Origin of the sequence: Streptomyces sp. (assembly GCF_050698815.1) — a bacterium.
In the GTDB taxonomy this organism is placed as follows: Bacteria; Actinomycetota; Actinomycetes; order Streptomycetales; family Streptomycetaceae; genus Streptomyces.
In genome coordinates this window covers 1-19,983 of record NZ_JBOHCV010000295.1, presented here as the reverse complement: position 1 = coordinate 19,983, position 19,983 = coordinate 1, and the positions used below count along the sequence as shown (strand labels likewise).

The 19,983-nt window shown below is 70.4% G+C and carries 16 protein-coding genes; 2 read left to right on the top strand and 14 right to left on the bottom strand.

Annotated features, from left to right (window positions below; all coding sequences use genetic code 11):
• Window positions 1–10: 10 nt before the first annotated feature.
• Window positions 11–2,440 carry a SpoIIE family protein phosphatase gene (locus ACRDP3_RS10685; protein ID WP_431516638.1) on the top strand — a complete coding sequence of 810 codons (2,430 nt, stop codon included), beginning with the start codon at window positions 11–13 and terminating at the stop codon, window positions 2,438–2,440.
• A 6-nt stretch (window positions 2,441–2,446) separates the two neighbouring features.
• On the opposite strand, the gene ACRDP3_RS10680 is transcribed toward ACRDP3_RS10685, so the two are convergent.
• From ACRDP3_RS10680 to ACRDP3_RS10615, 14 genes are all read right to left on the bottom strand, one after another.
• Window positions 2,447–3,811, bottom strand: a complete 1,365-nt coding sequence (locus tag ACRDP3_RS10680) for a UbiD family decarboxylase (protein WP_431516637.1) — start codon at window positions 3,809–3,811, stop codon at window positions 2,447–2,449.
• Window positions 3,811–5,232, bottom strand: a complete 1,422-nt coding sequence (locus ACRDP3_RS10675; RefSeq protein WP_431516636.1) for an aldehyde dehydrogenase family protein — start codon at window positions 5,230–5,232, stop codon at window positions 3,811–3,813. The genes ACRDP3_RS10680 and ACRDP3_RS10675 overlap by 1 nt, the downstream gene beginning before the upstream one ends.
• The gene (locus ACRDP3_RS10670; RefSeq protein ID WP_431516635.1) at window positions 5,229–6,005 is read right to left on the bottom strand and encodes an SDR family NAD(P)-dependent oxidoreductase; all 777 of its coding nucleotides are present in this window, start codon (window positions 6,003–6,005) and stop codon (window positions 5,229–5,231) included. The genes ACRDP3_RS10675 and ACRDP3_RS10670 overlap by 4 nt, the downstream gene beginning before the upstream one ends.
• Window positions 6,006–6,037: 32 nt before the next feature.
• Window positions 6,038–7,225 (bottom strand): NAD(P)/FAD-dependent oxidoreductase, encoded by a 1,188-nt coding sequence (locus ACRDP3_RS10665; protein WP_431516634.1) that lies wholly within the window; start codon window positions 7,223–7,225, stop codon window positions 6,038–6,040.
• Window positions 7,222–7,413, bottom strand: a complete 192-nt coding sequence (locus tag ACRDP3_RS10660) for a ferredoxin (RefSeq protein ID WP_431516633.1) — start codon at window positions 7,411–7,413, stop codon at window positions 7,222–7,224. Before ACRDP3_RS10660 ends, ACRDP3_RS10665 begins: the two co-directional genes overlap by 4 nt.
• 16 nt (window positions 7,414–7,429) lie before the next feature.
• Window positions 7,430–8,608, bottom strand: coding sequence for a cytochrome P450 (locus tag ACRDP3_RS10655; protein ID WP_431516632.1), 1,179 nt, complete (start codon window positions 8,606–8,608; stop codon window positions 7,430–7,432).
• 17 nt (window positions 8,609–8,625) lie between these two features.
• Window positions 8,626–9,984 carry an MFS transporter gene (locus ACRDP3_RS10650; protein WP_431516631.1) on the bottom strand — a complete coding sequence of 453 codons (1,359 nt, stop codon included), beginning with the start codon at window positions 9,982–9,984 and terminating at the stop codon, window positions 8,626–8,628.
• A 120-nt stretch (window positions 9,985–10,104) separates the two neighbouring features.
• Window positions 10,105–10,998 (bottom strand): LysR family transcriptional regulator, encoded by an 894-nt coding sequence (locus ACRDP3_RS10645; protein ID WP_431516630.1) that lies wholly within the window; start codon window positions 10,996–10,998, stop codon window positions 10,105–10,107.
• A 107-nt stretch (window positions 10,999–11,105) separates the two neighbouring features.
• Entirely contained in the window at window positions 11,106–12,287 is a 1,182-nt protein-coding gene (locus ACRDP3_RS10640) for an XdhC family protein (protein ID WP_431516629.1), read from the bottom strand.
• A gap of 19 nt (window positions 12,288–12,306) precedes the next feature.
• Window positions 12,307–13,566 carry a xanthine dehydrogenase family Fe-S subunit gene (locus ACRDP3_RS10635; protein ID WP_431516628.1) on the bottom strand — a complete coding sequence of 420 codons (1,260 nt, stop codon included), beginning with the start codon at window positions 13,564–13,566 and terminating at the stop codon, window positions 12,307–12,309.
• Entirely contained in the window at window positions 13,563–14,459 is an 897-nt protein-coding gene (locus ACRDP3_RS10630) for an FAD binding domain-containing protein (protein WP_431516627.1), read from the bottom strand. The genes ACRDP3_RS10635 and ACRDP3_RS10630 overlap by 4 nt, the downstream gene beginning before the upstream one ends.
• 8 nt (window positions 14,460–14,467) lie before the next feature.
• Window positions 14,468–15,247, bottom strand: coding sequence for an enoyl-CoA hydratase/isomerase family protein (locus tag ACRDP3_RS10625; protein WP_431516626.1), 780 nt, complete (start codon window positions 15,245–15,247; stop codon window positions 14,468–14,470).
• 2 nt (window positions 15,248–15,249) lie between these two features.
• Complete coding sequence (locus tag ACRDP3_RS10620) at window positions 15,250–17,691, bottom strand: xanthine dehydrogenase family protein molybdopterin-binding subunit (protein ID WP_431516625.1); 2,442 nt, start codon at window positions 17,689–17,691, stop codon at window positions 15,250–15,252.
• A 5-nt stretch (window positions 17,692–17,696) separates the two neighbouring features.
• Window positions 17,697–19,256: a class I adenylate-forming enzyme family protein gene (locus ACRDP3_RS10615; RefSeq protein WP_431516624.1), complete on the bottom strand. Its 1,560-nt coding sequence runs from the start codon at window positions 19,254–19,256 to the stop codon at window positions 17,697–17,699.
• A 110-nt stretch (window positions 19,257–19,366) separates the two neighbouring features.
• Here ACRDP3_RS10615 and ACRDP3_RS10610 point away from each other — a divergent pair, with 110 nt between their 5' ends.
• The gene (locus ACRDP3_RS10610; RefSeq protein ID WP_431516623.1) at window positions 19,367–19,933 is read left to right on the top strand and encodes a PadR family transcriptional regulator; all 567 of its coding nucleotides are present in this window, start codon (window positions 19,367–19,369) and stop codon (window positions 19,931–19,933) included.
• Window positions 19,934–19,983 lie beyond the last annotated feature (50 nt).

Sequence of the window (19,983 nt, the reverse complement as noted above, 5' to 3'; positions counted from 1 at the left end):
ATGAGCGGCGATGATGCAACGACGAAGCCCCTCCCGTCCGGCCCATGAGCCGGACGGGCAGGACGACGACGTGAAGTCCCCTGTCACGGCCACCCTCGATGAGCGGGGCTACGTGACCGGGTGGAGCGAGGGCGCCCGCCGCCTGCTCGGCTACCGCCGCGAGGAGGTGCTGGGCCGGGCAGGCACCGACCTGCTGGCCGGGACCGGCGCCGACTCGGCGAGGAACCCCTTCGTGGCCGGCCCGAGCTGGGACGGGCAGGCCGTCCTGCGACACCGGGACGGCCATGAGGTGACGGCAGCGCTTCTCGCGCGCCGACGGGCGACGGCCGAGGGGCCTGACTGGCTTCTGGTGCGGGTCTCGCGGCCACGCCTGCGCCCACGCCAGGACGACGCGCTGATGCGGTGGGGCTTCCGTGAGATCCCCTGCATTCTCGCGCTCTTCGACACCCGTCTGCTCCTGGTGCGGGCGAATACCGACATGGAACGCTCCGTCGGCCTCACCGAGGGCCAGATACGGGGCCTGCGTCCGTCGGAGATGATCCCGGAGCACCCGGAGCCGGGGCGGGTCGAGCAGGTCATGCGCAGGGCGATGCGGAGCGGTGAACGTCAACACCTGCGCATGGTTCTGCGGGTGCCGGGCGAGAATGGCGAACATGCTTGGGCGGTGTGGGTTTCGCCGGCTCGGGATGAGCAGGGTGGGGTGCGCGGTGCCTGGTTCGTGGCGCAGGACGTGAGCGAGCAGTACGCCGCCCGCCAGCGGATCCAGCTGCTGAACGAGGCAGGCGCCCTCGTCGGCACGACCTTGGACATCGCGCGCACGGCACAGCAGCTCGCTGACGTCGCCGTGCCGCAGCTCGCCGACTTCGCCGGGGTGGATCTGATGACCTTCCTGCAGGACGGTGACAAGCTGGCTCCCGACCCGTTGCCTGGGGCCGTCACCATGCGCCGCACTGGCTTGCAGTCCGTGACGAGGGGGGAGTCCGCAGACCTGGTCGAGGTGGGCGATGTGACCGCTTACCCGCCGCTCTCGCCCGCGGTCGAGTGCCTCGCCGGAGGCAGGGCAGCCATCTATGAGACGAGCGACCGTTTCGTCGAGCAGTGGGCGTCCGGTGATCGCACACGAGCAGACCGGCTCCGCGCTCGCGGAATTCGCTCCGTGGTGGTCGCGCCGTTGTGTGCTCGTGGCGTCACCCTCGGAGCGGCCATCTTCCTGCGCCGCAGTCACCGGGAGCCCTTCGGGCACGAGGATGTGCTGCTCGCCGAGGAGCTTGCCGCCCGGGGTGCTGTGTGCATAGACAACGCACGGCTCTACAACCGGGAAAGGGACACCGCTGAAACACTTCAGCGCGACCTGCTGCCTCAGCAGCTGCCCGAGCAGAGCGCCGTCGAGGTCGCCTCTCGCTACCTTCCCGCCGAAGGGAAGGCGGGTGTGGGCGGCGACTGGTTCGATGTGATCCCGCTGTCCGGCGCCCGTGTCGCACTGGCGGTGGGTGACGTCGTCGGGCACGGACTCCAGGCCTCGGCTGCCATGGGCCGCTTTCGTACAGCGGTCCGGGCGTTGGCTGAGATGGGCCTTCCCCCGGACGAGCTGCTGTCCCATCTCGACGACATGGTCACCCGGTTGTCGGAGGAAGCCGGCACAAGGAGCGCTGCCTACACAGGCGGAAAGTGCCTTTACGCCGTGTACGACCCCGTCTCCCGCCGCTGCACCGCCGCCCGAGCGGGTAACTTCATGCCGGCCGTCGTCACGCCGGCGGGTACCGTCGATTTCCTCGAGCTTCCTGCGGGACTGCCCCTCGGCGTCGGCGGCCTGCCCTACGAGGCCCGTGAGACGGAACTGCCCGAGGGCAGCGTGCTCGCCCTCTTCACCAAAGGCCTGGTCGTTACGCGTGACCGGTACGTCGACGAGGGACTGGGCCTGCTCCGCCGGGTGCTCGCCGAGCCCGCACTATCCTTGGAGGCACTGTGCGACCACGTCCTCGCGGCCATGCTCCCCGACCACCCGCAGGACGACTCCGCGCTTCTCCTGGCGCGCACCCGCGCCCTGAATCCCGACCAGGTCGCCACGTGGGACGTTCCCGCGGATCCTGCGGGCGTCTCCCGTATCCGCAGCGATGCAGCCGGACAACTGGCCCGGTGGGGCCTGCAGGAGACCTCGTTCACAGCTGAATTGGTGGTCAGCGAACTGGTCACCAACGCCATCCGCTACGGACTCCCACCCATCCGGCTGCGGCTCATATACGACCGAGAACTGATCTGCGAGGTCACCGACGCCGGCATCGCGGCACCACATCTGCGTCCGGCTCGCCTCATGGACGAGGGGGGACGTGGCCTGCTCCTGGTCGCACAACTGAGCCGGCGGTGGGGCACACGGTTCGGCCCGGAGGGCAAAACGATCTGGGCTGAACAGAGCCTTTCCGGCAGTCCGACCCTCCTTTAAACCGGCTCATCCTTCCTCGAGTTCGGAGAGATGAGCGGCTAGGTTCGAGGACTTCGAGCGCATACGAGCGAACCTCTCGCGGTCACCCGCCGGTACGGTCGCGTCCATCGCCATCTTCGCCGTCGTACCGGCGTCGGCCGAGGGGTCCAGGCTGCTGCCGGTCGTCCGCGGCACCACGAACAGGTCCCGGTCGGCCTGCATACGGGTGGCCACCGCCCACTCGACCTGCTCGTCGTCGAACACATCGACGTCGTCATCGACGACGACCGCCAGCTTCAGCGTCGTCACTGCGGTGAACGCTGCCATCGCGGCATGCCGCGCCGTCCCGTCCCCGCGTGAACGCAAGGAGATCACGGCGTGCATGCGGCACGAGCCGCCCTCGGTCAGCCGCACGGCCGAGACATCGACCCCCGCGGCCCGCAGTGTCCGCACCAGCCGCGCCTCGCGTGGCAGCCCGCCCAGCCAGAAGTGCTCCCGGCCTCCGGAGAGAACGGTCTGCAGGCAGGCGTCCTCGCGTGACCAGCGTGCCGACAGCTCCAGCACCGGCGCCGGCCCGCCCGGGCCGTAGGTGCGCGGATATTCCCCGAAGGGTCCTTCGTCCGCGCGCCGTCCAGCGCGGAAGGCACCGGTCAGAACCATCTCCGCACGCGCAGGCACGGGGACGTCCAGACCGTCCACGTACGTCACCTCCAGCGGCTCCGGGTGCAGGGCACTTGCGACCTCCAAGTCGTCGAGGTCGGCCGCCGGAGGCGACTGGGAAGCGAGCGCCAGCAGCGGGTCCACACCCACGCAGAGCGCGACGGGCAGATCCTCGCCTGCCGCCTCGTGCTCCGCGAAGACCGCCCGGAGCCTACCCGGAAGCATGAGTGCCCGAGCCTCGCGAGCGCCCGTGACCTGCAGCCGGTTGATCGACAGGTTCGCCTTGCCCGTACGGGGATCGCGCACGAGGACCAGCGCCGACGTGAAGTACCGGCCGGCGTCGTGTTCATGCTGCACCGGCAGCGGAAGGTCCCCGAGCAGGTCGCCTTCCGTGTCGTGCCGGGCGGTCACCGGCGCTTCCGCCGATGCGGTCGGCGAACACGGGCGGGGGGTGCGCACGGCGTCGGCGAGCCGGTCGACCACCCCGGACTCTGGGCAGCCCATCGCCAGGGCGTAGTGCCGACGTGTGGGCACGGTGTTTCCCACGAGCGGGTAACTCGCGTCGCGCACCGCGTCGAAGGCGACCGCGTAGCGGCCGTCGGCATGTTCCAGGACGGCGGCCACGTCCTGGTCGGCGTCGATCCGGCGGGTCATCCTGCGCAGCTCGCCGCGTTCCTCGAGGAGCGCCAGCCAGCCCCGGAGGTCGCACTGTTTCGGCCAGGTGGCCTCCATCACTCCTCCTCACCGCTGAAGTGGACGTGCTTGATTTCGGTGAACTGCTCCAGGCCTTCCACACCGCGGGTCCGGCCGAGTCCGGAGGACCCGTATCCGCCGCTGGGCATCTCCGGGTACGAGCGGTTGTAGCCGTTCACCCAGACCGTCCCCGCCTGCAGCGCTCGCGCCATGCGCAAGGACCGTGGGCCGTTCCCGGTCCAGACCGCTGCGGCGAGGCCGTACGGTGTGGCGTTGGCGGCTTCGACGGCGCCGTCCTCATCGTCGAAGGTCTCCAGGGTCAGCAGCGGACCGAAGATGTCGTCCTGCACCAGTGGCGAGTCCAGTGGCACATCCGTGACCGCCGCCGGGGTGACGAAATGTCCCCTCAGCTCGTCGGGGCTGACTCGCTCCCCGCCCGTCAACAGCCTCCCGGAAGACCGTGCGAGGTCGACGTAACCGGAGAAGCGGTCCAGCGCGGAAGCGGAGATCAGCGGGCCCATGTCCGTCTTCTCCTCGGCCGGGTCGCCGACTCGAAGCCCGCGCAGGACGTCGACCACCCGGTCGCGCGCACGCTCGAACACCGATCGCTGTACGAGGAACCGGGTGCAGGCCATGCACATCTGCCCGCTGGTGATCACCGAGGCGCGGGCCGCCGTCTCGGCCGCCTTCTCGACATCAGCGTCCTCGAACACGACCATGCTCGCCTTGCCGCCCAGTTCCAGCAGCGTGCGGGTCATGTCCGGCGCGGCGGCACCGCGGATCGCGGCGCCGACCCCGGTCGAGCCGGTGAACGCCACAGCGCGCACGAGCGGATGGGTGACCAGGGCGTTTCCGACGAGCCCGTCGCCCACCACGAGTTGCACGAGGTCGTCGCCGACGCCTGCCTCGCGCCCCAGCTCCAGCGCCCGCCGGGTGACCGGCGTGGTCTGGGGGGCGGGCTTGACGAGCGCGGTCACACCTGCGGCGAGCGCCGGGGCCAGATCGCGGAAGAGGAGCAGCAACGGCCAATTCCAGGGCACGATGAAGGCGCTCACGCCGACCGGTTCGCGTACGAGATGCGCTTCGGAGCCGTCGGGGAGGGTGCCCGCCCGCCCGCCGACCGCGCGGGCGAGCCCGGCGTTGTAGCGCAGCGCTTCGACCGCCCCGGCCACCTCGGTACGGGCTTCCCGGACCGGCTTGCCGCTCTCCGCCACCAGCGCGTGGACGAGTTCTTCGGTGTGCTCGCCGAGTACCTCCGCCCACCGCCACAGCAGTGTCTGACGGCGGCGGGCGTCCACCGGCCAGGTCCCGCGCTGTGCGGCAGCGGCGCGGCGGACGGCCGCGTCGAGCTCGTCCGGAGTGAGCGCCGGCACCTCGGTGAGGGGCCGCAGAGTGGCGGGGCAGGCGGGCCGGGCGTCCTGCGGCACGTCCCACGTCCGGATCTGAGGGACGACGGTCATACGAACACCCCGCCGCCGTCGACGACCACCGTCTGCCCGGAGACGAAGCCGCTGGCGGGGCTCGCCAGCCACAGCACGGCGCCGACCAGGTCCTCCGGCGTCATCTCGCGCGCCAGGCAGCGTGTCTGCTGCATCTTGCCGAGGTATTCGGCGTCGTTGATGGCCCGGGAAGCGACGTCATCGACCAGTCCGGGGGAGACGGCGTTGACGCCGATCCCGTACTGCCCCAGCTCCCTGGCCGCGGCCCTGGTCAGTCCCTCCACCGCCGCCTTCGACGCGACGTAGTGGGCGAATCCGGCCGCGCCGGTACGGGTGACCACCGAGGCGACGTTGACGATCCGTCCGCCGCCTCGCCGGCGCAGGGCGGGGACGGCGGACCGGATGACCTGCCAGGTGCCGCGCACGTTGACCCGCAGCACGGTGTCCCAGTCCTGTGTGGTCAGTTCGGTGAGGGGCCGTTTCGGGCCGAGTGTCCGGTAGATCGCGGCGTTGTTCACCACCGCGTCGAGGCCGCCGAACCGGTCCACCGCCCGTGCGACGGCGGCGTCCGTGTCCTTCTCGGAGGTGATGTCGCAGGGGGTGAAGAGCGCGGTACCCGGGCCCTGTGTGGAGGCCTTGTCCGCGAGCTGCTCTCCGTCCTCGGCCAGCTGGGGCAGGTCGGCGGCGACCACATGGGCCCCGGCCGCGGTGAGCGCGCAGGTGTAGGCGGCGCCGATGTCGCCCGTCGCGCCGGTGAGCAGGACGACGTGGCCTTGAAGTGGTGCTGGATTCATGGAAGTTCCCTTCGGATGCTCGGAATGGGGTGCTACGCGGCCGAGGCGATCGCCTCGTGCCAGTCGGCACCGCGGGCGAGCAGGCGGCGGTAATCCAGGAGCCGCCGCGCGGCGTTGACCGCTAGGCTGCCCACGAAGCGGTCGCCGTCGCGGTACAGCGCGAGCAGGGTCGCGCCGTCGTCCTCTTCGTGCACGACGTGGGCGTCGTCGCTGCTGCGTCCGGCGACCTGGATGCGCGCCCCGTACTGGTCGGACCAGACGTACGGCACGGGTGCGTATTCAACGGGCAGCTGGGGGCGGAGCATGTTGCGGGCCACCACCGCGGCCTGTTCCCGGGCGTTGGTCCAGTGCTCCAGCCGGACGTGTCGGCCGTAGCCGGGGTGGAACCAGCGGGCCACGTCGCCGGCGGCGTACACGTCCGGAATCGAGGTCCGGCAGTACGCGTCGCACAGCACACCGTCGTCGAGATCGATCTCGGACCCGGCCAGCCAGCCCACGGCGGGGGTGGCGCCGATGCCGACCACGACCAGGTCGGCGTCGACGCTGCTGCCGTCGTCCAGCCGCACTCGCTCGACACGCGTGGCGCCGTCGAAACCGGTGACGGAGCGCCCGCACAGGACGCGGACGCCGTTGCGGACGTGCAGCCGGGCGCACAGCTCGCCCATCCGCTCGCCGAGCCCCCGGGACAGCGGAGCCGGCAGCGCCTCGATCAGCGTGACGGGCAGGTCGCGCCGTCGCGCCTCCGCGGCGACCTCGGCGCCCACGAAACCACCGCCGACGATCGCCACCCGGGGCCGCTCGTCGAGGGCGTCGCGAAGGGCGAGGGCTTCCTCGAGCGTACGCAGCCTGTGGACGCCCTCGAGGGGCTGTGCGCAGAGCAGGGAGCGGGGTGTGGCGCCCGTCGCGACGACGAGGGCGTCGTACGGCAGACACGTACCGCCCGTCAGCTCGACCGTCTTCGTCACCGGGTCGAGCATGCGGGCCCGTTCGCCCATGCGGAACTCGACGTCGAGGGAGGCGAGTGCGTCGTTGGAACGCAGCGCCGTGCGTTCCGGCTGCCACGCGCCGCTGAGTACCTGCTTGGACAGCGGCGGACGGTCGTACGGCATGACCTTCTCGTCGCCGACAAGGGTGACGGGACCGTCGTAGCCGTTCGCGCGCAGTGCCTCCGCGGTGCAGAGTCCGGCCAGCGACGCGCCCACTATCACGACGCGATTCATGACACCGTGTCGACGTCGATGGCGGTGACCGGGCAGGCGGCTGCGCCTTCGCGGGCCCGTGCCGGGTCGGGCTCCGCGTCGGGCAGCACGCGTGCGATCCCGTCCTCGCCCAGTTCGAACACGTCCGGGGCGGCCAGTTCGCAGTCGCCGTATCCGCAGCACTTGTCCGGGTCGATCGTGATCTTCATGTGGTGGTCTCCGTTCTCACCATGTCACCGGGAGCCGGCGGACGCCGAGGTGCCGGCCACCGCCTTCGAGGGGGTTCGTACGCTCGACGTCACCGTTGATCCGGAATCCTGGGATCCGTTCGAGTAGCGTCCGGACCGCGACGCGGATCTCGGCCTTCGCCAGCGGCATGCCCGGGCAGCTGTGGATTCCGGCGCCGAAGGCCAGGTGCTTGTTGGGCTTCCGGTCGATGACCACCTCGTCCGGATTCTCGAAGACCCTCGCGTCGCGGTTGGCCGAGGCGAACAGCAGCATGACGCGGTCGCCTGCGGACATCCGCTGCCCGGCCATGCAGGCGTCCGCGGTCAGTTGCCGGGGGAACCAGTGCAGCGGGGTCTCGTAGCGCAGGATTTCCTCGATCGCGGTGGGAATGAGCTTCGGCTCGTCGATGAGGCGCTGCTGTGCCTCGGGGTGTTCGGCGAGGTAGAGCAGCACGTTGCTCAGCCCGAGCGCCGTGGAGTCGTGTCCGGCGTAGGTCAGGATGAACATCATGTTGGCGAGCGTCTCGTCGTTCACGCCGAGCTCGTCGTTGATGGCCAGCAACTGCGAGATGAAGTCGTCGCCCGGCTCGTCGCGGCGCTGCGCGAAGAGCCGGACCCAGTAGTCGCACACCCGGCCGATGACCTTGCGGCCCTCGTCGTCGGACGCGTGCTCCAGGAAGTCCAGCGAGTACGCGCGGATCTCGTCCGCCTGTTCCGGGCCGAGGTCGTAGAGCTGGGTGATCACATCGAGGGGCAGGGGGATGGCCAGCCCTTCGACCAGCTCGGCCTCGCCGGCCTCGAGGAACTTCCCGACGAGTCGGTCGACCGTGGCCTGGATACGCGGCTCCATCTGGTTGGCCGCGGCCGCGCTGGTGAGCGGGGCGATCAGCTTCCGGAACTTCTCGTGCTCCGGCGGGTCGTAGTCGATGGGCGGGAAGCGGTGGTCGGAGACGGCGGGGACGTAGACACCTCCGGTGGAGGAGTAGCCGTCGTGGTCCATCGCGGCGGCCCGTACGTCCTCGTAACGGGAGAGGGCCCAGTAGCCGCCGTACTTCTCACCGTGGGCGACCGGGCAGCGCTCGCGCAGCTCCCCGTACAGCTCGTATGCGCGCTCGGGCGAGAGGTCGCGGGTGTGCGGGTCGTAGACCGGGGCCTCCCGGTCGGTCTGCTCTGTCATGGCGCACTCCTGTGTGGTCAGGCCTTCACGGCCTCGGGCATCAGGTGCGAGGGCTGTTCGTCGTCCATGGCGCCGCGGGTCTCCGGGCTGATCGCGTTGGCGATGAGGAACACGGCCACGGCCGCGATGAGGAATCCCGTGAGCCGGCCGGGCACGTCGGCGAGACCGGGGCTGGCCAGGTTCACGAACGTCGGCATCAGACCGCCAACCATGAAGCCGGTGTTCCAGCAGACGGCCGTACCGCGGGCGCGCAGCGCGGTGGGATAGCGCTCGTTGAGGAACACCAGGACGGGCGCGTACGCCGCGTTGGCGAAGAAGGCCAGCGCCGTGGAGTACAGCATGATCTGCCCGGTCTTCGCCGGGTCGGTGCTGGTCACGAGCCAGATCAGCAGCGGGAGGGCGAAGAGGTTGATGCCGCCCATGAGGAGCATCGAGCGGCGGCGGCCGATGCGCTCGCTGAGTTCCCCGGCGGCGACGCAGGCGACGACGACGCCGAGGCTGGAGACGAGCAGGATGACGCCCTGGGAACTCTTGTGCACACCGGTGACCTGGTCGAGGAGGGTCGGCAGGTACCCGGAGGTCAGGTAGTACTGCGAGCCGGCGCCGGCGACGAGCAGGATGTTGAGGGCGAACAGCCCGCCCCGGCCGCCCCGTACGAGGTCGCTCATCCGCGGCTTGGGCTGCGGGCCGGCCTGCTTTCGCGCCTCTGCCTGCGCCTTCCACAGCGGCGATTCCTCGACGCCCCGCAGCACGAAGTAGGACAGCACCGCGGAGACCAGGCCAGCGAAGAACATGATGCGCCAGCCCCAGACGTCGAACCGGTCACCGGGGAAGGCGGCGCTGACGGCGATGAACAGGCCGCTCGCCAGCGCGGCGCCGAGGCCGGCTCCGCCGCCACCGATGAGGCCGGATATCAGGCCACGCCAGCGCGGCCCGACGCTCTCCGTACCCAGGGTGTGGGTCGCGGCGACCACGCCGCCCACGAAGATGCCCTGCAGGAGCCGGAGCACGAGGAACATGAGGGGCGCCCACAGTCCGGCGGCGGCGTACGTCGGCACCGCGCCCATGGCCGCGGTGAACACGCCCACGCCGGCGAGGACGATCACCATCGTCTTCCGCCGGCCGTGCCGGTCGGCGATGCCGCCGAAGACCGCCGCCCCCGCCGGACGCAGCAGCACGCTGACGGCGAACGACGCGTACACGGCGGCCAGACTGAGCGTCGGACTGTGCGAGGGGAAGATGAGGTCGCCGATCGTGCCGGCGACGAAGAGCAGGACGAACAGGTCGAAGAGATCGAAGGCCCAGCCGGCGACCGAGGCGAAGGTCGCGTAGAACGTTGCTTTCCGGGAGAGCCCGGTGGATGGGGGAGCGGACATGCCCACCTCCTTGTGAGACTTGCGTAATCGGTATTAAGACCCCGCCTCGCGGAATGCGCGATGCGCAACTTCCTAGTGGCGCGGTAGTCAGCGCCTATAGGTGCAGATGACGGCCGCTGTTCACGCGGAGCCGTGGTCGAGGTGGCTGTCGGCCGCTGCCACGAGGAGTTCGAGAAAGGCGCTTGCGGCGGGCGTGAGCCGGCTGCCTTTCCGCCAGATCACCCCGAGCTCGCGACGGGCCGACGGGTCGTCGAGGGAGACAGCGGTGGGGTAGCCCGTGGCGGCCAGGCGTGGCACCACTGACACGCCCACGCCGCTGCGCACCATGCCGCACAGGACGGACAGCTGGCCGGTCTCCACGGTCACGCGGGGGCTGAAGCCGGCCCGTAGGCAGACGGTGTCCATCAGCTCGCGCAGGCCGTGCCCTCGGCGCATGCCGACGTACTCGTCCCCGGCGAGCTGGGCCAGGTCAACGGTGCTCTTGTGGGCGAGTGGATGCTTCGGGGGCAGCATCGCCAGCATCGGCTCGCGCACCAGGATGCGGCCGGTGACGCCCGGCAGCGCCAAGGGGGCGCGCGTGATGGCCAGGTCCAGCTTCCCCGTCTGCACCATGCGTTCGAACTCGCTGGAGACGTTGTGCTCGGTGAGCAGGACCTCGACGGTCGGATGTGCGGCCCGGTACTCGGCCATCAGGTCGGGGAGGAGCGTGGCGCCCACGCTGGGCAGTGCGCCGATCGAGACGCAGCTTCGGTCCACGGCGCGTACCGCCGCCTGTGTACGGGCCTGTTCGAGGTGGAACAGTGCCGGCTCGACGTGCGCCAGGAACGCTTCCCCTGCTGGGGTCAGCTCGACTCGTCGGCCGAGGCGCTGGAACAGGGCGACACCGAGTTCCTTCTCCAGCTTGCGTACCTGGACCGACAGCGACGGCTGGGCGAGGAAGAGTTCCTCGGCCGCACGGGTGAAGCTGCCCGCTTTGGCGATGGCGAGCACGTAGCGAAGCTGGTGCAACTCCACGGCGGCACCTGCCGGTCATCCTGGCAGGACGCGCGGGGCGCCACCGCGTGTGGGCGCAGCGCTCCGCCGTCCTGTGTGAACCGTGTCCCCATCCATGACCGTCCCTCTCAACCCGATGGATGCCCGTCTCCGCTGTGGTGGGCGGCGCCGGCCGGCAGGGAGGCCCTCGGCCGTGCCGGCACCGCCGTCTGTGGGGGCCCGTTGCGATGGATGTCGCCGGTGAGGCCGCTGAGCGGGAAGCCGGTGCCGCACCAGCGCCGCCGGATGATCTCCGCCGCGATGGAGACGGCCGTCTCCTCTGGCGTACGCGCGCCCAGGTCGAGGCCGATGGGGGAGGCCAGTCGGGCGAGCTGGTCGTCGGTGACGCCCTCTTCCCGCAGCCGCGCGGTGCGGTCCGCGTGGGTGCGTCGGCTGCCCATGACGCCGATGTACGCGGCCGGGGTGCGGAGCGCGGCCGTCAGGACCGGCACGTCGAACTTGGGGTCATGGGTGAGCACGCAGATGACTGTGCGCTCGTCGGCTCCTGTCCTGGCGAGATGGTCGTGCGGCCACTCGCACACCACCTCGTGCGCATGCGGGAAGCGTCGGGCCGTCGCGAACACCGGGCGCGCGTCGCATACGGTCACCCGGTACCCGAGGTGGGCGCCCGTGTGGCTCAGCGCGACGGCGAAGTCGTTGGCCCCGTAGATCAGCATTCTCGGCGGCGGTGCGAAGGACTGCACGAACACCTCGATGTCGTCCATGCGACGCCGGCCGCGCGGACCGTAGCGCTCGGTAGCGGTCATCCCCTGGGCCAGCAGGCCGCGTGCGTCGTCGGTCACCGCGGCATCGAGCCCGTTGTCGCCCAGCGCCCCCTCCGACCGGTCCTGCCAGACGCAGCGCTGCGCGCCCAGCGGCGCCGGACCGCCGATGACTGTGGCGAGGGCGACCGGCTGCTCCCGCTCGACCGAGCCGAGCACCTGGCTGATCAACGTGGCGGGAACAGCCGGCCAGATCAGGATGTGGATGATCCCGCCGCAGGTGAGGCCGACGGAGAAGGCCTGCTCGTCACTGATGCCGTAGGTCTCCCGCCGTGGCTCCCCGGTCTCCAGTACGTCGAGCGCCGCCTCGTACACCGCGCCTTCGACGCAGCCGCCCGACACGCTGCCCAAGACCTCACCGGTGGCGCTGACGGCCATGACCGCGCCGGGGTCACGCGGGGCACTGCCCCGCGCGCCGACCACGGTGGCCAGGGCGAAGGGCGTGCCCTGGGCCAGCCAGCGCCGCAGTTGCGGCATCACTTCACGCATGGCGGTCCGTCCCTGCCTCTCAGCCGCGCCCGCCGCGCCCGCGCCCACCCCAGCGCAGCAGCCGCTTGACGCGGTCGAGTAGCGGGGCGAGTACGAGGCTCATGGCGCTCGGCGCCTTCACCGGGCCGGACGGCGCCTGCCCCGAGGTCGCCGCCTGGGCGACGGAGTCGGCGAACTGCTCGAACATGCGACGGCTGACGTCACCGGCGAGGGCGCGCCCGAACTGGGCGATGCGGCCGGTGAGATACACCTTGGCGTCGGCGTGCATCGCCGTGCCGGTCTCCGTGGCCTCCGTACGCAGGGTGATATCCGCCTGGGTCTGGGCCCCACCGGTGTCCTGCCCCTGCGCGACGACGCGGAGCCGGCCGACCGCGCGGTCGTGCTCGACGATGTGTGCGAGGCCGTTGAATGCCAGCTTGATCGGCCCGACCGACACCCGGGCACGGCCCGCGTAGTGGTCGTTGCCGAGATCGTCCGTGAGCTCGGCACCCGGCAGGCACCGCGCGAGCAGGTGGACGTCGTCGAAGACCTGCCAGACCTTGTCCTCGGGCTGTTCGACCTCGGTGGTGATCTCGACGGCGATGGTGGGGTCACCGCTGGGCAGCACGATCTCCTTGACGGTCAGGGACGCCGCCGTGTCGCCGGTGTCCTCCTGGCCGTCGAAGGCGTTGCCGCCCTGCCCGGAACGGCCGACGAGCGCCCGGTGACCGCAGTTGCCCGGTGCGGGGAGCCCGTCGGGATGGGCACGGTGCGTCTCGCCCACCGCGGTGAGGATATTGCGGTATCCGGTGCACCGGCAGATGACTCCCGACAGCTCCTCGGGCAGCTCCTCCTCGGTGACTTCCGGCTTGTTGGCCAGCAGGTCGTAGGAGCTCATCAGGAACCCGGGCGTGCAGAAGCCGCACTGGAGCGCGTGGTTGCGGCCGAACGCCTCCTGCAGAGGATGCAGGTCGTCGGGGCGTCCGAGCCCCTCGACGGTGACGACGTCCGCGCCGTCGAGCTGTACGGCGAAGAGCAGACAGGCCCGCGCCGCCTCACCGTTGATTAGCACGGTGCACATTCCGCAGACCCCGTGCTCGCAACCCACGTGCGTGCCGGTGAGGCCCAGGTGGTCGCGTAGCGCGTCGGAGAGGGTGACCCGCGCGGGGAGGTCGAGCACGGTAGGGGTGCCGTTGACGGTCATCCGGACCTCGACCGTGTCGTCCACCCCCGCCTTCACCGGCCGCGGCGTGCCGGGTGCCGCCGCCTCGGGGGGAGTCGGTGTTTCCTGTACGGTCACGTGGCCACCTCGCCATTGCCCTTGCGGGCACGTTCGTATGCCTTGGAAAGTTCCCTGCCGGCCAGGGTCAGGAGGAGCCGGCGGCGGTAGTCCTGCGACGCGTGGGCGTCACCCTCGGTGTCGACCATCTCGTCGACGACGGCGGCGAGCGTTCCCTTCAGCCGGTCCGCTGTCGCGTCGCCCATGTCGCTGAGCGCCGCCCTGAGCTCGGCGGAGACGTCGCGGGTCACCGCCCTGTCGGAGACGCCGAACGCCGTCAGCGTCGCCTCCGTACGGTCCCCGCGCAGGCGTACCCGCGCGGCGAGGCCCGCGAGGGCGAAGTCGCCGTGCCGGCGGGCGATCTCGGCGAATCCGAAGCCCTCACCCGCGGCGGCGACGGGCAGACGGACGGAGGTGAGGATCTCGTCGGGGCCCAGTGCGGTGGTCATCGCCCCGCCGAAGAACTCCCCCGCCAGGACTTGCCGGGAGCCCTGCGGCCCGGTCAGCGTCAGATCGGCGTCAAGGCAGCAGGCCACGGCGGGGAGTTCGGCCGCCGGGTCGGCGTGCGCGAGGCTGCCGCAGACGGTGCCCCGGCTGCGCAGCTCGCGGTGTCCCACCCATGGCAGGGCCAGCCGCAGCAACGGAACCTTCCGGCTCAGCGGATCCCGCTCCACGCGGCGCTGCCGTATGGTCGCGCCGATGTGCAGGTGGTCGCCGGAGAGGGCGAATTCGTCGAGCTCCTGTACGGAGTTGATGTCGACCAGGGTGTCGGGGCGGGCCAGTCGCATGGCCAGCACGGGTGCCAGCGACTGCCCACCCGCGATGACCTTGCCGCCCCCGCTGGTTCCCGCCAGTTCGGCGACCGCGTCGGAGAGGCTCGACGGACGCACGTAGGCGAAGGGTGCGGCCTTCATGGATCAGCTCACCTGCCCTGGAACTTCGGGGTGCGCTTGTTGGTGAACGCGTCGACGCCCTCGGCGAAGTCGTGACTGGAGCGGAGCATCGCGTACGCCTTGCGCTCCAGCTCGATGCCGGAGTACAGCGGCGCGTCGACGCCCTTGTCCAGGACCTCCTTGGCGGTGCGGAGCGCAAGCGGCGAGTAGCCGAGCATGGTCGTCACGAGGCGCTCGACCTCCGCGTCCATCGCCGCGCGGTCCGCGACGACGGCCGAGACCAGGCCCCAGTCGCCGGCCTGCTGGGCCTTGATCCGGGACGCGGTCAGCACGTGGTACTTGGCGCGGGAGAGGCCGATCAGCCGGGCGAGCCGCTGGGTGCCGCCGGAACCGGGCATCATGCCCAGCCGCATCTCCGGGAGCGCGAACTCGCTGCGCTCGGTGGCGATGCGGATGTCCGTCGACAGCGCGAGTTCGAAGCCGACGCCGAAGCAGTAGCCGTCGACAGCCGTGATGACCGGCTTCGGGCTGCGGGAGGGCGCCGTGACGTTCTGGCCCAGGTCGGTGAAGTCCACCGGCTCCACCTCCATGAAGCCGGGGATGTCGCCGCCCGAGGAGAAGTGCTCGCCCTCGCCCTTGATGACCACGACCTGGACGTCCTTGTCGGCGTCGATCTCGGCGAAGCGGTCGGCCATCACCTGGCGGGTCTCCATGGTGATGATGTTGTACTTGCCGTGATCGAGGGTCAGGTAGGCGACGCGTCCGTCGTGGCCGCGCTCGAGCCTGATCTCGCCTCCGGTGAGTGCCATGGTCACAGGTTCCTTTCGTTGTCGCTGCCGCCCAGCAGCTCGTTGAGCACGTTGCCGTGCAGGGGGAGTGAGGTGATGTCCACACTGGCCGGAGCGAGCGCGTCGGCGACCGCGTTGGCGATCGCGACGGGAAGGCTCATGCTGCTGCCTTCGCCGCTGCCCTTCGCACCGAGCCGGGTGAGCGGGGAGGGGGTTTCGAGGTGGTCACTGTTGAGGTCGTACTGTGTCTCCGCAGTGGTGGGACACAGGTAGTCCATGAACGTCGCCGTGGGCTGCCCGGCGTCGGTGTAGCGCATCTCCTCGTACATCGCGCCGCCGATGGCCTGCGCGAGCGCGCCGTGGATCTGGCCTTCGAGGAGTGTCGGGTTGAGGATCGTGCCCGGGTCGTGGACCGTCACGACCTGGTCCAGCTCCAGCTGCCGGGTCTCGGCGTCGATGCGTACGGTGACGAGTTCGGCGACGAACCCGTAGCACAGGCTGGAGTTGATCTGGTCGGTCCTGCTGGCGGCCTTCGACTCCGGGGGCGTGAAGGCCGCCTCCTCGTACAGGCGCGCAGGGGTGCCATCCGGCAGTGCCCCCGGGTCCCAGTGGACCAGCCCCGCGGCATGCCGGAAGGCCACCGCGCGTTCCGGTTCGTCACGGACCCGGACTTGGCCGCCGACGAGTTCGATGTCGGACGGTTCTGCTTCGAGCAGTGTGGCCCCGGCGATCTTGATCGTCTCGGCCAGTTTCTCGCTCGCCTCGACGAGCGCGCTGGTCAGCAGCGGCGCGAACCGCGATGAGTAGCTGCCGGACGACACCGTCCACGGCGTGGTGGCGGTGTCCATCTCGACCACCGGCCGCACGTGCTCCGGCGGCAGCCCGAGCTGGTTGGCGACGATCTCCTGCGCGACTGTGGCATGGCCTTGGCCCTGCGGCACGGTGCCCAGCAGCACCGACACGACGCCGTTCAGGTCAACGCTGATCCGTACGTGCTCGGTGGAGCCTGACTTGCCGCGCCCCGCCTTGCGCTGCTCGGCGGGGGTGGCCAGACCGACGTAGCCGATGTTGGTGGCGGAGGGGTCGACGATCGTGGCGACGCCGATGCCGAAGTAGTCGCCGCGCTCACGGGCTTCGCGCTGCCTGAGCCGCAGCGCCTCGTAGTCGGCGTTCTTCAGCAGCATGTCCATCACACGCCGGTAGTCACCCGAGTCGTAGATGCCGCCGGTCGGGGTGGCGTAGGGGAAGGCGTCGGACGGGACGAAGTTGCGCTGCCGCAGCTCGGCCGGGTCCAGGCCGCAGACGCCGGCGATCTTGTCCATCAGCCGTTCGAGACCGAAGTAAAGCTGCTGGCCGCCGAAACCGCGGTTCAGTCCGGTCGGTGTCTTGTTGGTGACCACGGCGCGGGAACGGATCTGGACCGCGTCGATCGTGTACGCGCCGGTGATGTTGCCGAAGCAGCGGTACAGCGTGCTGGGTTCGGGCGGACGCAGGTACGCACCGACGTTGTCCGCCAGGTCCGCGCGGAGCGCCTGCACCTTGCCGTCGGCGGAGACCGCTGCCTCGAACCACATGACGCGGTCGGACCCGGCCGAGCTGGCCAGCAGGTGCTCGATACGGTCCTCGGTCCAGCGCACCGGGCGCCCGGCGTACTTGGACGCCAGCGCCATCAGCGCCACGTAGGGGTAGATGCCGGCCTTGATACCGAAGCTGCCGCCGTTGTCGGCCGGGATCATCAGCCGCACGCGGGAAGCGGGTACACCCAGGGCTCCCGCCAGCACCGGGACCATGGAGAACGGGCCATGGAAGTTCGCCCAGGCCTGAACGGCAGGGCCGTCGACCTCGTCTTGCCACTCGGCGACGACCGCGTAGCACTCCATCGGCGTCGAGGAGTAGCGCGGGAAGTAGTACTTGCCCTTAACGACGTGGTCGGCTTCGGCGAACGTCCGATCCACTTCGCCGAATTCGAATGTCCGATCCGTAGCCACGTTGCCGTCGGCGTCGTCGTGCAGCCGTGGCGCGTCGGGCAGCAACGCCTCCTCCAGGTCGACCACCGGCCGCAGCGGCTCGTAGTCGATCTCCACGAGCTCGGCGGCGTCCTCCGCGAGGTAGCGGTCGGCCGCCACCACGACGGCGACCGGCTCGCCGACGAACCGCACCTTGTCCGTGCCCGTCGGGTAGTACGGCATCGGGGTCTTGAGGGAGAGTGGGAACGGCCGCAGGGTCGCGGTGACTTCCTCGGGGCCGATCACGGCGGCGACGCCCGGGTGCCGGCGCGCCCGCTCGAGATTGACGCCGCGGATGCGGGCGTGCGGATGCGGGCTGCGCACCACTGCGGCAGTGAGGGTGCCGGGCAGCGGGTCGATGTCGTCGAGGAAGCGGCCCCTGCCGGTGAGCAGCGCGGGGTCCTCGATGCGGGCGGTCGGGCGGGCAGGCCGCGCAGGCCGTTCAAACGTCGTGGTCATGTGTGTCACCTGTCTGCTGCTGCGTCGCTGTCGGCCAGCGGGCGGTAGTCGCCGGAGCTCAGCTGGCGGCGGAGGATCTTGCCCGACCCCGACTTCGGGATCTCGTCGACGGCGATGAGCCGTTTCGGGCGCTTGAGGGACGGCAGCCCGGAGCTCTCTCGTACGTAGGAGCCCAGCGCCGCTACCGCGTGGTCCGGGGCCATTCCGCTGTCGGGTACGAAGAACGCGGTGGCGGCCTGGCCCCAGCGGTCGTCGGAGAGGCCGACGACGACGACCTCACTGACCGCGGGGCAGCGGATCAGCTTGTCCTCGATCTCGTCGGGGTAGATGTTCTCGCCACCGGAGTTGATCATCTCGTCGACGCGTCCGGACACCCACAGGTCGCCGTCCTCGTCGGCGACGGCGAGGTCTCCGGGGAAGTACCAGCCGTCACGGATGGACTTGGCGTTCGCGTCGGGGCGCCGCCAGTAGCCGGCGAACGCCTCCGGGCTGCGCATCGAGACGGCGACCTGCCCCTGCTCCCCCGAGCCCACGAGGGCGTCGGGGCTCGCGCCCGGGGCCGGTTCGACGAGTCGGACCTTCGAGAAGACGCCGGCTCGTCCGGCACAGCCGGGCTTGGCGACGACGTCGGGCCCGATCGTGAACGTGTAGATCTCCGTGCTGCCGAAGTGGTTCACGAATGACGCCGGCTGCAGCGTCTCGGTCAGTTGCCCCGCGAGGGCCGGCGTCATGGACGAGCCGGCGTAGGCGAGTTTCCGTACGGACCTCGCCTCCGCCAGGCGTCCGGTGCGCAGCAGAGACCAGTAGATCGTCGGTACGAGGTACAGGGAGCTGATCTGCTGCTCGGTGATGAGGGCGAGTGTCTCGTCGGCGTCGAACTTCATCTGGGGGACCCATGTGCCGGAGCCGACGATGGTGGCGACGAGTGTGCGCAGCCCCATGGTGTGGAAAAGCGGCATCACACCGAGGGTCGCGTCGAAGGTCGATTGCCCGCTCTGGAGGAGATGAGCGACGGCGGCGTGGTGCTCGGCGCTGTGCGTGCGCGGCACACCCTTGGGCTTCCCCGTCGTGCCCGACGTGTAGAGCATGACGCTGATGTCCTGTTCGGACACCCGGACGTCGACGGGGCCGTCCGGCTGGGTGAGCGCCAGCCGCTCGATCGTCGGCTCGGCCGGGTCTCCGGATTGAATCCGCCCGTGCGAGTCCATCCCGCTCAGCGCCTCCGTCGCGACAGCGGAGGTCGTGGCGTCGGTGATCACCAGCGTCGGCTCGGCGTCGGATACGCAGTACGCGAGCTCCGAGGCGCCGAAGCGGAAGGACAACGGCACCGACACGGCGCCGATCTTCTGTGCAGCCAGGTGCAGGCTGGCCAGCGGCTCCCCGCCGGCCATCGAGAGCACCACACGCTCGCGCGGGCGGACACCGAGATCGGCCAGTGCGCGTGCCAGCCGGTTGGTGTGGGCGTCCCACTCCCGGTAGGTCATCGGGGCCCTGCCACCGACGGCCCTGCGCTGCGGATAGCGCTCGGCTGTCCAGCGCAGAACCGTGCCCAGATCCATGGCCATCCCTCTCCATCCCAAGCGCGGTGGACCAGCGCCCTCAACGATATCTCACATACCGTGCGAACACGATCGTCTGAATCAGACTGTTAAATCTATACGGTATGCTTCGGAGCATGTCAACGGTCCGGCTCTCCACGACGTCGTATGTAGTGCTCGGGATGATCGCGATGCGCGGGGCGTCCACGTCCTACGACCTCAAGCGCGCGATCAGCCGTTCCGTGGGCTATTTCTGGAACTTTCCGCACGCCCAGCTGTATTCGGAGCCCAAGCGCCTCGAGGAGGCCGGCCTGCTGGAGATGCACCAGGAGGACACGGGCCGACGGCGCAAGACGTACTTGATCACCGAGGAGGGCGAGGCGGCGATGCGGCGCTGGCTTGCCGAGCCGGTCATGGAGCACTTCGAGATCCGGGACGTCGCCGAGATCAAGCTCTTCTTCAACGAGCTGGCCGGGCCGGAGAATGTGGGGCGGCTCGCGCGGGAGCAGGTCGAGCAGCACGAGCGGCGGATCGCGGAGTACGAGGAGATGCAGACGCGCTACGGCCGGATCGACGAGGTAGCCGGTCGCATGGTCACCCTCGAACTCGGCCTGGGTTTGGAGTACGCGGCACTCGAGTTCTGGCAGAAGGTGTGCGCGCGGGCGGACAGCGGCGAGTTCTCCCGCGACCGCCGGAAGGAATGAGTCGAGAGCGGAAGGAGAGGGCCGCGTGCGCCGGCAGCATCCTGCGGCGG

Bases quoted from the DNA above. Each gene is read 5' to 3' on its own strand.
- ACRDP3_RS10685 (WP_431516638.1), top strand. From the start codon at position 11: ATGATGCAACGACGAAGCCCCTCCCGTCCGGCCCATGAGCCGGACGGG.
- ACRDP3_RS10680 (WP_431516637.1), bottom strand. From the start codon at position 3,811: ATGGAGGCCACCTGGCCGAAACAGTGCGACCTCCGGGGCTGGCTGGCG.
- ACRDP3_RS10675 (WP_431516636.1), bottom strand. From the start codon at position 5,232: ATGACCGTCGTCCCTCAGATCCGGACGTGGGACGTGCCGCAGGACGCC.
- ACRDP3_RS10670 (WP_431516635.1), bottom strand. From the start codon at position 6,005: ATGAATCCAGCACCACTTCAAGGCCACGTCGTCCTGCTCACCGGCGCG.
- ACRDP3_RS10665 (WP_431516634.1), bottom strand. From the start codon at position 7,225: ATGAATCGCGTCGTGATAGTGGGCGCGTCGCTGGCCGGACTCTGCACC.
- ACRDP3_RS10660 (WP_431516633.1), bottom strand. From the start codon at position 7,413: ATGAAGATCACGATCGACCCGGACAAGTGCTGCGGATACGGCGACTGC.
- ACRDP3_RS10655 (WP_431516632.1), bottom strand. From the start codon at position 8,608: ATGACAGAGCAGACCGACCGGGAGGCCCCGGTCTACGACCCGCACACC.
- ACRDP3_RS10650 (WP_431516631.1), bottom strand. From the start codon at position 9,984: ATGTCCGCTCCCCCATCCACCGGGCTCTCCCGGAAAGCAACGTTCTAC.
- ACRDP3_RS10640 (WP_431516629.1), bottom strand. From the start codon at position 12,287: ATGCGTGAAGTGATGCCGCAACTGCGGCGCTGGCTGGCCCAGGGCACG.
- ACRDP3_RS10630 (WP_431516627.1), bottom strand. From the start codon at position 14,459: ATGAAGGCCGCACCCTTCGCCTACGTGCGTCCGTCGAGCCTCTCCGAC.
- ACRDP3_RS10625 (WP_431516626.1), bottom strand. From the start codon at position 15,247: ATGGCACTCACCGGAGGCGAGATCAGGCTCGAGCGCGGCCACGACGGA.
- ACRDP3_RS10620 (WP_431516625.1), bottom strand. From the start codon at position 17,691: ATGACCACGACGTTTGAACGGCCTGCGCGGCCTGCCCGCCCGACCGCC.
- ACRDP3_RS10615 (WP_431516624.1), bottom strand. From the start codon at position 19,256: ATGGCCATGGATCTGGGCACGGTTCTGCGCTGGACAGCCGAGCGCTAT.
- ACRDP3_RS10610 (WP_431516623.1), top strand. From the start codon at position 19,367: ATGTCAACGGTCCGGCTCTCCACGACGTCGTATGTAGTGCTCGGGATG.